Raw genomic sequence first — 13,931 nt, 5'->3', positions numbered from 1 at the left:
ATCGACGCCTGAACCTTCGAGCGGCCCCCTCCCTTCGCGGGAGGGGGCCGCTCGCGCGCGTGTGAGATACCGCACCGGGTGAACGGCGATTAACGCCGCAGGCAACGGTGAGGTTCCCTGGGACCGCTGTGAACGGAGGGCGGTGTTCCGTTTCCTCCGCGGCCTGCACGTACGTCCCGTCGTCCAGAGCCGAGCACCACCCGACTCCGAGGAACCACCCATCCCATGAGCACGCTGGACGCGTTGATCGTCGAGATCAACGACCACTTCTGGACGTACCTGCTGATCCCCCTGGTGGCGATCGCGGGCCTCTGGTTCACGATCCGCTCCAAGGCCGTGCAGCTGCGGCTGCTCCCCGAGATGCTGCGGGTCCTCAAGACCCCCGCGCAGAGCCCCGGGACCGGCCGCAGGTCCGTCTCGGCGTTCGGTGCCTTCACCATCTCCGCCGCCGCCCGCATCGGCACCGGCAACGTCGCGGGCGTCGCCGCCGCCATCACCCTCGGCGGCCCCGGCGCGGTGTTCTGGATGTGGGTCATGGCGCTGGTCGGAGGCGCGTCCTCGTTCGTCGAGTCGACGCTCGCCCAGCTCTACAAGGTGCGCAACACCCACCCGGGCGGTGAGGGCACCTACCGCGGCGGCCCGGCGTACTACATGCAGCGGGGCCTGGGGAAGCGCTGGCTCGGCGTCACGTTCGCCGTGATCATCACGCTCACCTTCGGCTGGGTCTTCACCGCCGTGCAGTCCAACACCATCACCACGGTGCTGAAGAGCTCCGGCAGCAGCGAATCGTCCTCCTTCACCTTCGTCGTCGGCATGGCCCTGGCCGGCCTGCTGGCGCTCAGCGTCTTCGGCGGCGTGAAGCGGATCGCCCACGTCACGCAGGTGCTCGTCCCGGTGATGGCCGTGCTGTACCTGCTCATGGGCCTGCTGGTGCTGGCGCTGAACCTCAGCGAGCTCCCGTCGGTCCTCGCCTCGATCGTGGAGGGCGCCTTCGGCCTGCGGGAGGCCGCGTCCGGCGCGATCGGCGCAGCGATCATCCAGGGCGTGCGGCGCGGCATGTTCTCCAACGAGGCCGGTCTCGGCTCCGCCCCGAACGCGGCCGCGACCGCGGAGGTCAGCCACCCGGTCAAGCAGGGACTGGTGCAGACCCTCGGCGTCTACTTCGACACCCTGATCGTCTGCTCCATGACCGCCTTCATCATCCTCTCCACCAACCCGTCGCTGTCCGAGCGCGGCGGGGCGGACCTCACCCAGTCCGCGCTGGAGGAGACGCTGGGCGGCTGGGCCGGCTACGTGCTGGTCGTCGTGGTGTTCATGCTCGCCTTCAGTTCGATGATCGGAAACTACTACTACGGCGAGTCCAATGTCCGCTTCGTCACCGGCAGCAAGCCGGTCATGGCGGGGTACCGGGTCGTCATCCTGGCCTGCACGGTGCTCGGCGCGATGGGTTCGGTCAGCGTGGTGTGGAGCCTCGCCGACGTCACGATGGGTGCGATGGCGCTGGTCAACCTGCTGGCCGTGCTGCCGCTGTCGGTCATCGCCTTCCGGCTCCTGGAGGACTACGTCGCGCAGCGGCGCGCCGGACTCGATCCCGTCTTCACCCGGGACCGGGTACCCGGCCTGAAGGGTGTGGAGTGCTGGGAGCCCGCAGGCGGGACGGCCGGCCCACGGGCCGGCGGGGACGCCGACCCGTCCGCGGCGCAGGACGTGCGCGTCGGCTGAGCACCGCCGCTCCGGGGGGCCCGTACCGGTGAAAGGGGCCCGGCCCGTGAGTTCCGCCCCGCCCCCGGGGTACCCGGCCGTTCGTCCGACGCGAGACGGCGGCCGGGCTCGGGCGGGCCGGAGCCCGGAACGGAGGAGCGGAGCACATGGCGCAGAACACCCCGCAGGCGGGCCAGGAGAGCCCCGGGACGGCGGAACCGGAGCCCGGCGGCCCGGCGAAGGGCCCCGGTGACCTGCCGAAACGCTCGTGGGGGGCCGTCCTGAAGCGCACCGGGAAGGAGTTCCAGGAGGACGAGCTCACGGACATCGCGGCAGCCCTCACCTACTACGGCGTGCTGTCCGTCTTCCCCGCGCTGATCGCCGTCGTGTCGATCATGGGGCTGCTCGGCAGTTCGGCCATCCAGTCGGTCATCGACGAACTCGGCGGTCTCGCCCCGGGGCCCGTGAAGTCGACGCTGACCAGCATCCTGGAGCAGCTCCAGGGCAGCAGCGGTGCGGGGCTCGCCCTCGTCATCGGTCTGGTGCTGGCGATCTGGTCCGCCTCCGGGTACGTCGCGGCCTTCATGCGGGCCGGCAACCGCATCTACGACATCCGCGAGGGCCGCCCCTTCTGGAAGACGCTGCCGACCCGCTTCTTCACCACGGTCGCGGTGCTCGTCATGTTGTCCCTGGTCGCGGTCGCGGTGGTGGTGAGCGGCGGGGTCGCCCGCACGGTGGGTGACGCGCTCGGGCTCGGCGACACGGCCGTCACCGTCTGGTCGTTCGCCAAGTGGCCGGTGATGGTGCTGCTGGTCAGCGTCGTCTTCTCGCTGCTCTACTGGGCCGCGCCGAACGTGAAGCGCCGCTTCCGCTGGGTCTCGCCCGGCAGCCTGCTGGCGGTGCTGATCTGGATCGTCGCCTCGGTGGCCTTCGCCTTCTACGTGGCGAACTTCGCCGGCTACAACCAGACGTACGGCAGCCTCGCCGGGATCATCATCTCCCTCGTCTGGCTGTGGATCTCCAACATCGCGATCCTGCTCGGCCTGGAGTTCAACGCGGAGCTGGAGCGCCAGCGGGCGATGGAGACCGGTCACCCGGAGGACGAGGAGCCGTACGCCGAGCCGCGGGACACGCGGAAGATGTGACCGCCCGGACCGCCTCGGCCCGGACCCCGTGCTGGTGGGGGTGCGCCGGCGTGGCGGTGCCTCGGCACCTCAGCCCTTCGCCGCCCGCAGGGCCGCGCGGAGATGGCCGTCCGCGTCGGACAGCAGCCGTGCCGCGGTGGGTGCGTCGACCTCGCCGAGCAGGGTGAGGATGGCGTTCTTCACCTCGCCGCCGGTCGCCGCGAGCGCGTTCTCGATCTCCTCGTCGGAGGCGTCGGTGGCGAGTGCGACGATGCGGCGGGAACGGGCCCGCAGCTTCTCGTTCGAGGCCCGCACGTCGACCATCAGGTTCCCGTAGGTCTTGCCCAGGCGGATCATGGTCAGCGTCGACAGCATGTTGAGCACCAGCTTCTGCGCGGTGCCGGCCTTGAGCCGGGTGGAACCCGTCAGCAGCTCGGGGCCGACGACCACCTCGATCCCGTGCTCCGCGGCGGCGGCGAGCGGCGATCCGGCGTTGCACGACAGCCCGACGGTCAGGGCGCCCAGCTCCCGTGCGTGCTCGACGGCGCCGACGGCGTACGGGGTGCGGCCGGAGGCCGAGACGCCGACGACGGTGTCCTCCGGGGCGAGGCCGAGGCCGTCCAGGTCCGCGGCGGCCAGCTCACGGCTGTCCTCGGCGCCCTCCACGGAGGTGATCATCGCGTCCGGGCCGCCCGCGATGAGCCCGACCACCTGCTCGGGCGCGGTGTTGAAGGTCGGCGGGCACTCGCTGGCGTCCACCACCCCCACCCGTCCGGCGGTCCCGGCGCCCGCGTAGACCAGCCGGCCGCCGCGCGCCATGCGCTCCGCGGCGCCGTCGATCGCGGCGGCGATCACGGGCAGCTGCTCGGCGACGGCGGCCGGCACGGTGGCGTCCTCGGCGTTCATCAGCCTGGCGATCTCCAGGGTGGGCAGCTGGTCGATCTCGGCCAGTTCGCTGCGGAACGCCTCCGTGGTCAGCGTCTCCAGCTGCGCGCGCAGCGCGCTGTACGACGGGCTGTGCGAGGGGTCGGCGGTGGAGGTCATGAGTGGGGGCGGCTCTTTCCGGTGCGTGAGGTCCTGGGGTGGCGTACGTGCTGGTGGCGTACGTGCGGCGGGTGTGCCTGCGAGTGGGCTCCTGCGAGCGGGTGTGCGCGTGCGTGCGGCTGCGGGGGGTCAGCGCTGCCGCGGCGAGTGGCGGTGGGCGAGCGCCTCGTAGGAGGCGGACAGCGCCGGTGCCGCCGTCTCGTAGGTGCGCTGCGCGACGCCTATGAACAGGATGTCGACCACCAGCAGCTGGCTGGTGCGGCTGGACATGGCGGCCGGGCGCAGTTCACTCTCCCGCGCGGTGGAGGTGGTGAGCACGTGGTCGGCGTACTGCGCCACCTCGCCGTCGGGACGGCCGGTGAGCGCGATGGTCGTCGCGCCGTGGTCGAAGGCGACGCGCAGCGGCTCTATCACGTCCACCGTACGACCGGAATGCGTGATGGCGAGGGCCACGTCGCCCGCGCGGAGCTGGACGGCGTTGGTGACGGCCAGGTGCGGGTCGGCGTGCGAGTGGGCGACCAGGCCGATGCGCAGCAGCTTCTGCGCGAGGTCCTGGCCCACCAGCGAGGACGCGCCGACGCCGTAGATGTCGACCCGGCGGGCCGAGGCGAGCGCCCCCACGGCGGCCTCCACCTGGCCGGTGTCCAGCGCGGCGGCGGTGTCCGCGAGCGTCTGCTGCTCGTCGTGCGCCAGTTTCGCCACCACGTCCGCCATCGGGTCGTCCACCGCGATGTCCGCGGTCACCGACGGCGCCGCCCCGGACTCCTGCTGCGCCGCCAGGCCGGCGAGTGCCAGCCGCAGGTCCCGGTAACCCGGATAGCCCAACAGCCGCGAGGTGCGTACGACGGTGGCCTCGCTGGTGCCGGTGCGCTCGGCGAGCCCGGTGACGGTGAGCCGCGAGCAGCCGGCGGGGTCGTGCGCGACGGTCTCCGCGACGCGCTGCATGGAACGCGTCATCGAGGGCGCCATGGTGCGCACCTTCGCCGCGAGCGCGGCCGGTCCGGGCGGGCCGGGTGGTGCCGGGTGGGAGTGTCCGCGGCCCGTCGAGGGGCCTCTGCCGGCACCCGGCCCGGCAGCTCCGGAGAAACTTTCCTTCACGCTGTACGTCACAGGAGGAAGGTATTTTCAGCCAGGAAAGGCGTCAAGCCCCTGTGCACGACCCGCGCCCCAGTGGGTTCCGGGTGGTCGGCGGGCCGCGGGCCGCCCGGCCGTCGGGCCGTCCGCCGCGAACGGCCCGACTTTGGTCCAATGGAGGGCATGGACATGGACCGGCACTCCCCCCAGGACCAGGCGCTCGAACAGGCGCTGCACACCGCGCGGGCGCTCGTCCTCGCCGACCTGACCGCGGGCGACGTCGCGCAGGCGGACGTGGTCTCCCTGGTGGAGGACGCCGTGGTGCACCGCCGCTGGTGGGTCGAGCAGTGGCCGGACGGTGTCGCTTTCGTCGACGGCCTGATCGCCCAGGACGTGCAGGACGCCCTTCTCGAACGCTACGGCCGCTGGCCGCTGTGCCCCGTCTGCGGCGGATCCGACCTGCACGCCCTGGAGGTCGAGCCGGCTCTCGGGGAGAACCCGCACTGGGTCTGCGCCAAGACGGCCACCGCCGTGGCCCGCGTCGGTTCGCTCGGCGGGGGCGCCTGAGCGCGTGACGGTCTACATCGACCCCCCGACCTGGCCCGGCCACGGCCGCATGTGGTCCCACCTGGTGAGCGACAGCTCGTACGACGAACTGCACGCGTTCGCGGCGGCGATCGGCTGTCCGCGCCGCGCGTTCGACCGCGACCACTACGACGTGCCCGCCGAGCGCTACGCCACCGCCGTGCACCACGGCGCCGTCGAGGTCGGCAGCAAGGAACTGCTGCTCCGGCTGCGCGCCGCCGGTCTCCGCCGCCCCCGTCCGGGCCGGGAGTGACGGCGGCCGGTCAGTCCGGCGTGGGCGTCCCGCCCGCGGGAAGGCTCCACGGGTCGATCAGGGCGATGCCCGTGCGGACGAAGTCCTTCACGTTCCGGGTGGCCAGCGTGGCCCCGAGGGCCCGGCAGACGGCGGCGATCTGGGCGTCGGGCACCGAGACGGGCATGCCGGCGGCCTCCCGGTCGCGGACCACGAGGGCGTACTCCTCGGCCGCCACGGCGTCGAAGGGTTCGACGCGGCCTCGCAGATCCTCGTGGAGCAGGGCGTGGAGGGCCTCGCGGAGAGCGGTCCTGCGCTTGCCCGGGGCGAGGCGCTCCACGCCGTGGAAGAGCTCGGCGGCCGTGACGGCGGTCGTCGCGAGGTCGCGGCCCGGGACGCCGTCGAGCCAGGCGATCACCGACGGTTCGGGATTCCTGCGCACCAGCTCCGAGAGGACGTTCGTGTCCAGCACGATCACTCGTCGAACACCGCCGCGCGGGGAGCGTCGTCGCGGGAGGGCAGCGGCAGGTCTCCCGGCTCGATCCCGGCGAAGCGTGCGTGCATGCGACTGCCGAGGCCGTACGCCTCGGCCGGGGCAGAGAGCGCGTCGCGCAGTATGGCCCGGACCTCGGCCTCCATGGAGCGCCCGTTGCGGGCCGCTCTGACGCGCAGACGGGAGCGGGTCTCCTCGTCCAGCCCGCGCACGGTGAGAGTCGCCATCCCACGTCCTCCAGAGCTGTGACAGCACTGCTGGCAATGCTAGCACTGCTGGCGCGCGTCCGTAGGGACGTCGTGGGGGGTCGCCGGGGCGTGGGCGATCACGCGGGTGCCGGCCGGGGCGCCGCGGAGGCGGGAGGCGACGGCGGTGGCGAGCAGCGCCGTCACCGCCAGCGCGGCGCCCGTCCACGCCACGGCGGCGAAGCCCCAGCCCGCGCCGATGACCAGCCCGCCCAGCCACGGACCGAGCGTGTTGCCGATGTTGAACGAGGCGGTGGTGGTCGCCCCGGCCAGTGTGGGCGCCGCGTCGGCCACGTTGAACATGCGCGCGTTGAGCGCGGGCGCGGCCGTGAAGACGGCCAGGCCGAGCAGGAACGACAGGGTGACCGCGGCCACCGGCACGTGCGCGAGCAGCGCGAGCGCCGTCAGCACCACCGCGGCGGCGGAGATCCCGGCGTACATGGTGCCGAACAGGTGCGCGTCCGCGATGCGGCCGCCGACCGAGGTGCCGATCAGTGCGCCCAGGCCGAACAGCGCCAGCACCCACGGCACCCAGCTCTCCGACAGGCCCGCGGTGCGGGTGAGGATCGGCGAGAGGTAGGAGAAGACGCAGAAGCCGGTGGCGGCCGTGGCGGCGATGGTCACCAGCGTCATCCACACCTGCCGGTCGCGGTAGATGCGCAGCTCGCGGCGCAGGCGCGGTGCGTCCTCGCCGGTCGGCGGCTGGGTGCGCGGCACCACGGCGACGACCCCGACGAGGCCGACCGCCGACATCGCGGCCACCGCCCAGAACGCCGAGCGCCACCCGGCGCTCTGCCCGAGGAACGCGCCGGCCGGGACGCCCGCGATGTTCGCGATGCTGAGGCCGCCCACCATGACGGCCATCGCGCGGGCCCGCGCGGTCACCGGCACCAGCGACACGGCGACCGCCGCACCGACGGCCCAGAACCCGGCACAGGCCAGCGCGCTCACCACACGGGACGCGAACAGCACCCCGTACGAGGGCGCCAGCGCACCCGCCACCTGCCCCAGGCCGAACACGGTGAGCAGCGCGATCAGGGTGGTGCGGCGCGGAAGCCGCAGCGTGGCGGCCGCCAGCAGCGGCGCGCCGACGACCATGCCGATGGCGAACGCCGACACCAGCAGCCCGGCCTGCGGGATGGACACGTCCATGTCGCGGGCCAGCGGCTCCAGGATGCCCGAGAGCATGAACTCCGAGGTGCCGAGCGCGAAGACGGACATGCCGAGCACGTAGACCGCAGCGGGCATGCGGGTGCGCGTCGTCTTGGTGGCGGCTCGGGGCAGGTGCGGATCGGCTGTCGGTGCGTCGGCGGGCATGGTCGTGTTCAACGGCGCACCCCGACGGCCGCATTCCCGTCCCGGAGCGGTGGTGTCCGAGGTCTCAGGCCGCGACGTCTCAGGCCGCGAGATCTCCGGCCGTGGTCCGCCCGGCCCGGGTCCGGATCCGTGTCTCAGGGCCGGCGGCCGAGCAGGGCCAGCAGATGCTCCTGCGGGGTGGCCGTGGCCGCGACGTCCACCGGGGGAGCGAAGACGCCCGGAATGCCCTGGTCGCCGACCATCGGACGCACCCGTTCCAGCAGGTCCTGGGCCAGTGCGTCGGGGATCACCGCGGCACGGGCGATCCCCGTCCCCAGGTCCCATCCGTGCACGGCCAGGTCGGTCGTCATCTGCCAGCCGTACGCCTCCGCCGCCTCGCGGCCACCGGTGACATGCACCTCGCCCTCCAGCGCGCCCGGCCGATGGAAGGCCGGGTGGGAGGCCGCGCCCGCCGCCTCCCAGGCGGCGACGGGTTCGTCGCCCAGCACGTCGCCGTCGAAGCGGTCGCCGACCTCCGCCAGCGTCGCCCCGCCCAGCAGATGCGGCGCCCACAGGTGCTCGGCGGTCACATGGTTGACCAGGTCCCGGACGCTCCAGTCCGCACAGGGCGTCGCCGTGTGCCACTGCTCCGTCCCGACCTCGTGCACCAGCCGGTCCCACTCGGCGTAGGCGGTGTCGAACGCCTCGATGAGTTCCATCCGTCCATGGTGCGCCCAGCGTCAACGCTTCCGCATCCGCGCCGTCCGAACGGATGAACGTACGCCCGAACGGCCCCTTCACCGCCCCGCGCGGCCGATCATGGCGCCGGGGACCAGGCTCGCGCGTAGCCTGGAGTTACGAGAGGGAGGTAAGCGTGACCGTCACCGCCGACCCCGTCACCCACATCGTGGAAGACGCGCCGGACCCCATCGACCAGTTGAGCGCGCTCGAAGAGGCTTACGGAGAGCCTGTCCGGGCGCAGTACGTCGAGAGGGGCGCGTTCTTGCCGCCGCAACCGGACGACCAGCACATGGACGCCGCTGCCGAGTTCTACTTCCAGCTGCGCACCGCAGGCTTCCCGCTCGCCGGCATGGGCATCGGCCTGAGGCGCGGGATCAAGTACGAGCGGACGCAGGCGCTCCTCCTCCCCGACTTCTACGTGAAGCACCGGCGTCCCACGGATCTCGACGAGGCGTACCGCCGCACCCACAAGGGCTGGTACTCCATCGACCTGCTCGCACTCGTCGGGGAGGTCACCTCGACCAACCACGAGACGGACACCGGCCCGAAGTACCGCACGTACGCCGCTGCCGGCGTGCCGGTGTACGTGCTGCTGCACCGCCGGGAGGGCAAGGCGTACGCGTACTCCGACCCCGTGAGCGCGCCGGAGCGCGGAGACCCGCACTACGCGACGAAGAGTGAGGTCGAGATCGGCCGCCCCCTGCCGCTTCCGGAGCCGTATCCGGCGCTGGAGACGGAGTTCCTGCTGGAGCGCTGAGCCGCCGGCCGGTCTCAGACGCTCAGCAGGTCGAGTTCGCCGCGCAGGTTGTGGCGGGCGGTGCGCTCCCAGTGGGTGCGGCCGTGCGCCGTGCGGAACAGCTGCGGCAGGCCGAGGAGTTGCCGCAGCACCGCGGCGCGGCCCTCGCGGAACATCTCGTCCGGCACGAAGCCGTACTCCTGGCGCACGGACGCGGCATAGTGCGCGTACTCCTCGGGCGAGCCCGCCAGCACCGCGAGGTCCGCGTCGCACAGCGTCTCGCCGTTCGCGTCCCCCGGCTCGGGCGCGTGCGTGACCGTCAGCCGCACCAGCCGTGCCACCTCCGCCGTGGTGCCGTCCGGCACCCCCGCCTCCGGCAGCGCCCGCTCGGCGAGCTGCGCGCTGCGTTCCTCGTTCTCGCTGCGGTCCGGCCGGTACACCGCGTCGTGGAACCACGCGGCCAGCCGTACGGCGTCCGGGTCGGCGGCGTGCGCGGCCAGCTCGTCCACCCGGTCCAGCACGGCGCGCAGGTGCCGCACCGTGTGGTAGTGCCGCTGCCGCTCCTCCCACCGGTCGAGCAGGTCCCGCCCGTACGCCTCCGGGGCCGGCTCCGTGGTCCCGCCCCGCGTGCGTACGAGCAGCTCGCGCCACCGCGCGAGCAGCGCGTCGCGGTCCGGTCCCGGCTCCTGATGCGGCTCGGGCACGTACGGAATCCCGGATGGCATACCGCCATTGTGCCCACTCCGGCCCGCGAGGAGCCCCGCGGTGCGGCGTGGGCGGCCCGGGGCGGGGTTTCCGGGGCACCGGGGGTGTGGCAGGCTGTGCTACATGTCTAGACCATTGCTCGAGGTGATCGCGCTCGACGCGGACGACGCCCGGGCCGCGCAGGCCGGAGGGGCGGACCGCCTCGAACTGGTGACGGATATGGCCGCCGACGGGCTCACACCCTCGCCCGGGACCTTCGCGGCCGTACGGGCCGCCGTGGATCTGCCGGTGCGGGTGATGCTGCGCGCGGCGGACGGGTTCTCCGCCGGGGGACCCGAAGGCGTCGCGGTGCTCCGCGCGCAGGCGGAGGCGCTGCGCGCGGAGGGCGCGGAGGAGTTCGTGCTCGGGTTCCTGGAGGAGTCCGGGCAGCCCGACGTGGAGGCGGTCGCCGCGCTGGACGCGGCGACCGGCGGCGGCCGGTGGACGTTCCACCGCGCCATCGACCGGGCCGCCGACCGGGACGGCCTGCGCAAACGGCTCGCCGAACTGCCCGGCCCGGACGCCTTCCTGACGGCGGGCTCCGCGGCCGGCGTGGACGACGGCTGGGACGTGCTGGTCGCGGAGGCGGCCCGTACGGCTGCGGGCGAACCCGGCTACGAGCCGCTGCTGATGGTCGGGGGCGGTCTGCGGCTGGACCACGTGCCCGGCCTGAAGGACGCCGGGGTGACGGCGTTTCACATCGGGGGCGCCGCGCGACCCGAGGGCTGGCACGGGCCGGTCACGGCCGGGGCGGTCGCCCGCTGGCGCACCCTGCTGGACGGCTGACGCGGAGCCGGCCCGCCGGTCGGGAGCCGGCCCGCCAGAGCGCGGTCGCCCTGTCGTGCCGGGCTCGTGGAGGCCGAGCAGCCCGCCGCCGGGGAGGCGCAAAGCGGTCGTCGGGCCCCACCCCCGGTCAGTGACCGCCTGCGCGAACTCCACTCCCCTGGCGGTCAGTTCGGCGCCCCTCCGCTCGACGTCGTCGTACCTCAGGGAGAACTCCTGGGCGGGGGACTCGGCCGGGTGCACGCCGAGTTCGGCGGGCGGCAGGGTGAAGAGCAGCCAGCCGTCCCCGGCGTCGTCGCCCGCGAGCGGGGCCGCACGCGCCGACGGTGTCCCCAGCGGGCGTTCAGACCCGCGGGGACGGGGAAGAGGACACCGCGGAAGGTACGACCGTCGAACACTCACCGGAGGTGAACCGTGCGGGCCGTACGACTCCCCTGGTGGGTCTCGCTGCCTCTCGCCCTCGTCGTCCTGGTCGCCCTGCTCGCGGCCGCCGGGCGGCTCAACCTGATCCCCGGGCTGCCGAACCCGTTCGAGAGCGACACCAAGGACCGCACCGGCCCGACCCTGCTCACCTCCATCCAGGACATGAGCCGCTACCAGGCCGCCTCCGGCAACTTCCAGGTCGTCGTCGACCTGGAGAAGGACGCCAAGTACCTGCCGGACGCCCTCCTCGGCGAGCGCACCCTCTTCGTGGGCGCCGGCTCGGTCGGCGCCTACGTCGACCTCGGCGACGTCGACAAGAAGGCGGTGAAGGTGAACGACGCCCGCACGTCCGCCACCCTCACCCTGCCGCGCGCCGAGCTGGAGAAGCCGGCACTGAACGAGGACCGCTCCTACGTCGTCGCCCGCGAACGCGGCCTGTTCGACCGCTACGGCGACTGGTTCTCCGACAACCCCAACAGCGAGCAGAAGGTGCGCCAGACCGCCGTGAAGCACATCACGCAGGCCGCCGAGGACAGCGGCCTGCGCAAGCGTGCGGAGAAGAACACCACGCAGATGCTGGAGCAGCTGCTGCGTTCGCTGGGCTACGAGCGGGTCGACGTCACGTACGCGTGAGCGCCTCCGGCAGCGGTTCGGTGTGCAGGACGGCGAGACCGGAGACCGCACGCGTCAGGCACACGTACAGGCGGCGCAGGCCGGTGCGCGCGTCGGGCTCCCCGGACACGATCGCCGCCGGCTCGTCGAGCACCACGTAGTCGTACTCCAGGCCCTTCGCCAACGTCGCCGGCACCAGCGTCAGCCGGACACCGGCCGAGGTCTCCTCGCCGGGGGCGAGGTGGGGCAGGTCCGCCTCCTCCAATGCGGCCGCCAGGGCGGGTACGCGCGCGTCCGCGACGATGAGACCCGTCGAGCCCTCGCGGCCGAGCGACGCGCGGCACGCCGCCAGCACCGCGTCGGTTCGTTCCTCCGCCGCGACGGCCCGCACCGCGAAGTCGCCCGGCGACTCGCGGATCGAGGTCGCCTCGGCCAGCCCGGGGGCGATGGCGGGCAGCAGCCGGGACGCGTAGGCGATCACGTCACGCGGGACGCGGAAGCCCTGGGTGAGCTCCTCGACGTCCGAGCCCTGCTTGCCGAGGTGCGACAGCGCCTCCTGCCAACTCGCCGTGGCCCACGGGGTGGTGCCCTGCGCGAGGTCGCCGAGCACGGTCGCCGAACCGGTGGTGCAGCGCCGCCCCACCGCCCGGTACTGCATCGGGGAGAGGTCCTGCGCCTCGTCCAGCACCACGTGCCCCAGCGACGGGGTGCGCGCGACGAGGTCGGCCGCCTCGTCCACCAGCACCGCGTCCGCCGCCGACCACGTCGCGGACTTCACCCCGCGGGCCGGTTTCGCCCACCGCACGGCCTGCTGCTCGTCCGCGTCCAGCAGCCCGTCGGCCTGCTCGGCGAGGAACTCCGGGTCGGAGAGCAGCCGCAGCACCAGCTTCGCCGGGTCGACGGCCGGCCAGACCGTCTTCACCACGGCCTTGACCGCCGCGTTCCGCGCCACCGCGTCCTGCACCCTGTCGTCCGGGGCCTCGCCCGCCTGCTCCATGCGCACCAGCACGGCGTGCGCGATGCGCTGCGGCAGCGCCTCCCGCGCCGCCCCGTACCGCATGTCGCGCTGCAGCAACTCCTCGACCAGCTCCTGGAGTTCGTACGAAGGGATGCGCCAGCGCCGGGAGCCGCGCACCACCACGCACCCCTCGGCGGGCAGGGTGACCCCGGCGCGCACCGCGCGCCGCAGCACCTGCGCCATCCGTGCGTCGCCCTTGAGCCGGGCGGTCTCCGCCCCGTCCCGGCCGCGCACCTGCACGCCGTACCGTCCGGCGACCTCCTCGACGAGCCCGTCCACCGTGGCCTGCCGCACCTGGAGTTCGCCCAGGGCGGGCAGCACCTGCTCGATGTAGTGCAGGAACGAGCGGTTCGGTCCGATGACCAGGGTGCCGGTGCGGGCCAGCCGTTCGCGGTGGGTGTAGAGCAGGTACGCCACCCGGTGCAGTCCGACGGCCGTCTTCCCGGTGCCGGGCGCGCCCTGGACGCACACCGTGCCCTCGATGCCGGACCGCACGATGGCGTCCTGCTCCGGCTGGATGGTGGCGACGATGTCGCGCATCGGGCCGACGCGCGGCTTCTCGATCTCCCGCTGGAGCAGCGCACTCGCCTGTGACGCCTCGGCCGGGTCGCCGAGGTGCTCGTCCTCGTACGCGGTCAGCTCGCCCCCGGTGTAGCCGAAGCGGCGGCGCAGCGCCACATCCTGCGGGTCCTTCTTCGAGGCGCGGTAGAACGGCTCCGAGACCGGCGCGCGCCAGTCCACCACCATGGGGTCGCCCTCGGCGTCGTGGACGTGGCGGCGGCCGATGTAGAAGGAGTGCCCGGCGTGGTGGGCGTACGGGGAGGCGGGCGCGGAATCGGCCTCGGTGTGCGGATGCTCGTAGTCGAGGCGGCCGAAGAACAGCGGGGTGTGCGCGAGGTCGGCGAGGGACTCGATCCGCTGGTCGAGCTGGGCGCGCAGGACTTCGGCGTTCACCCAGTTCGCGGTGACGTCGGAGATGTCGAGGGACTCGGCGTCGGCGCGCATCGCGCGCAGCGCGGCGCGCGAGCCGGCGAGGTGGGCGCGCTCGCGTTCCAGCGGGCCGTCGTCGCCCGCCGAGGT

15 protein-coding genes are annotated in these 13,931 nt (G+C 73.4%); 7 read left to right on the top strand and 8 right to left on the bottom strand.

Annotated elements, in window-relative coordinates:
* Window positions 1-225: 225 nt before the first annotated feature.
* Entirely contained in the window at window positions 226-1,722 is a 1,497-nt protein-coding gene (locus RM572_RS06855) for an alanine/glycine:cation symporter family protein (protein WP_311672378.1), read from the top strand.
* Between the two features lie 146 nt (window positions 1,723-1,868).
* Window positions 1,869-2,846, top strand: coding sequence for a YihY/virulence factor BrkB family protein (locus RM572_RS06850; RefSeq protein ID WP_311672377.1), 978 nt, complete (start codon window positions 1,869-1,871; stop codon window positions 2,844-2,846).
* A 69-nt stretch (window positions 2,847-2,915) separates the two neighbouring features.
* On the opposite strand, the gene murQ is transcribed toward RM572_RS06850, so the two are convergent.
* Both murQ and RM572_RS06840 read right to left on the bottom strand, forming a co-directional pair.
* Window positions 2,916-3,869: an N-acetylmuramic acid 6-phosphate etherase gene (gene murQ / locus RM572_RS06845; protein ID WP_311672376.1), complete on the bottom strand. Its 954-nt coding sequence runs from the start codon at window positions 3,867-3,869 to the stop codon at window positions 2,916-2,918.
* 129 nt (window positions 3,870-3,998) lie between these two features.
* Window positions 3,999-4,847, bottom strand: a complete 849-nt coding sequence (locus RM572_RS06840; protein ID WP_311672512.1) for a MurR/RpiR family transcriptional regulator — start codon at window positions 4,845-4,847, stop codon at window positions 3,999-4,001.
* Window positions 4,848-5,132: 285 nt separating this feature from the next.
* On the opposite strand from RM572_RS06840, the gene RM572_RS06835 reads away from it, so the two are divergent.
* Window positions 5,133-5,510: a hypothetical protein gene (locus RM572_RS06835; RefSeq protein ID WP_311672511.1), complete on the top strand. Its 378-nt coding sequence runs from the start codon at window positions 5,133-5,135 to the stop codon at window positions 5,508-5,510.
* Window positions 5,511-5,514: 4 nt separating this feature from the next.
* Complete coding sequence (locus RM572_RS06830) at window positions 5,515-5,781, top strand: DUF4031 domain-containing protein (protein ID WP_027765721.1); 267 nt, start codon at window positions 5,515-5,517, stop codon at window positions 5,779-5,781.
* Between the two features lie 10 nt (window positions 5,782-5,791).
* On the opposite strand, the gene RM572_RS06825 is transcribed toward RM572_RS06830, so the two are convergent.
* From RM572_RS06825 to RM572_RS06810, 4 genes are all read right to left on the bottom strand, one after another.
* Window positions 5,792-6,232 carry a type II toxin-antitoxin system VapC family toxin gene (locus tag RM572_RS06825; RefSeq protein WP_311672375.1) on the bottom strand — a complete coding sequence of 147 codons (441 nt, stop codon included), beginning with the start codon at window positions 6,230-6,232 and terminating at the stop codon, window positions 5,792-5,794.
* Between the two features lie 2 nt (window positions 6,233-6,234).
* Window positions 6,235-6,480 (bottom strand): FitA-like ribbon-helix-helix domain-containing protein, encoded by a 246-nt coding sequence (locus RM572_RS06820; protein WP_311672374.1) that lies wholly within the window; start codon window positions 6,478-6,480, stop codon window positions 6,235-6,237.
* 39 nt (window positions 6,481-6,519) lie between these two features.
* Entirely contained in the window at window positions 6,520-7,746 is a 1,227-nt protein-coding gene (locus tag RM572_RS06815) for a Cmx/CmrA family chloramphenicol efflux MFS transporter (RefSeq protein WP_311672510.1), read from the bottom strand.
* A gap of 203 nt (window positions 7,747-7,949) precedes the next feature.
* Complete coding sequence (locus RM572_RS06810; protein ID WP_311672373.1) at window positions 7,950-8,513, bottom strand: TIGR03086 family metal-binding protein; 564 nt, start codon at window positions 8,511-8,513, stop codon at window positions 7,950-7,952.
* 155 nt (window positions 8,514-8,668) lie between these two features.
* Between RM572_RS06810 and RM572_RS06805 the strand changes: the two genes are divergently transcribed.
* Window positions 8,669-9,292, top strand: coding sequence for a Uma2 family endonuclease (locus RM572_RS06805; RefSeq protein ID WP_311672372.1), 624 nt, complete (start codon window positions 8,669-8,671; stop codon window positions 9,290-9,292).
* A gap of 14 nt (window positions 9,293-9,306) precedes the next feature.
* On the opposite strand, the gene RM572_RS06800 is transcribed toward RM572_RS06805, so the two are convergent.
* Window positions 9,307-9,996 (bottom strand): HD domain-containing protein, encoded by a 690-nt coding sequence (locus RM572_RS06800; RefSeq protein ID WP_311672371.1) that lies wholly within the window; start codon window positions 9,994-9,996, stop codon window positions 9,307-9,309.
* Between the two features lie 103 nt (window positions 9,997-10,099).
* On the opposite strand from RM572_RS06800, the gene RM572_RS06795 reads away from it, so the two are divergent.
* Both RM572_RS06795 and RM572_RS06790 read left to right on the top strand, forming a co-directional pair.
* Window positions 10,100-10,801, top strand: a complete 702-nt coding sequence (locus tag RM572_RS06795; protein WP_311672370.1) for a copper homeostasis protein CutC — start codon at window positions 10,100-10,102, stop codon at window positions 10,799-10,801.
* 411 nt (window positions 10,802-11,212) lie between these two features.
* Window positions 11,213-11,854: a DUF4230 domain-containing protein gene (locus tag RM572_RS06790; RefSeq protein ID WP_136183586.1), complete on the top strand. Its 642-nt coding sequence runs from the start codon at window positions 11,213-11,215 to the stop codon at window positions 11,852-11,854.
* On the opposite strand, the gene RM572_RS06785 is transcribed toward RM572_RS06790, so the two are convergent.
* On the bottom strand, window positions 11,841-13,907 hold the full coding sequence (locus RM572_RS06785) for a HelD family protein (RefSeq protein WP_311672509.1): 2,067 nt from the start codon (window positions 13,905-13,907) through the stop codon (window positions 11,841-11,843). The two genes, RM572_RS06790 and RM572_RS06785, sit on opposite strands and share 14 nt — an antisense overlap.
* Window positions 13,908-13,931: the final 24 nt, after the last annotated feature.

Origin of the sequence: Streptomyces hazeniae (assembly GCF_031845485.1) — a bacterium.
GTDB classification, from domain to species: Bacteria; Actinomycetota; Actinomycetes; order Streptomycetales; family Streptomycetaceae; genus Streptomyces; species Streptomyces hazeniae.
This window is presented reverse-complemented; position numbering and strand designations above follow the sequence as displayed.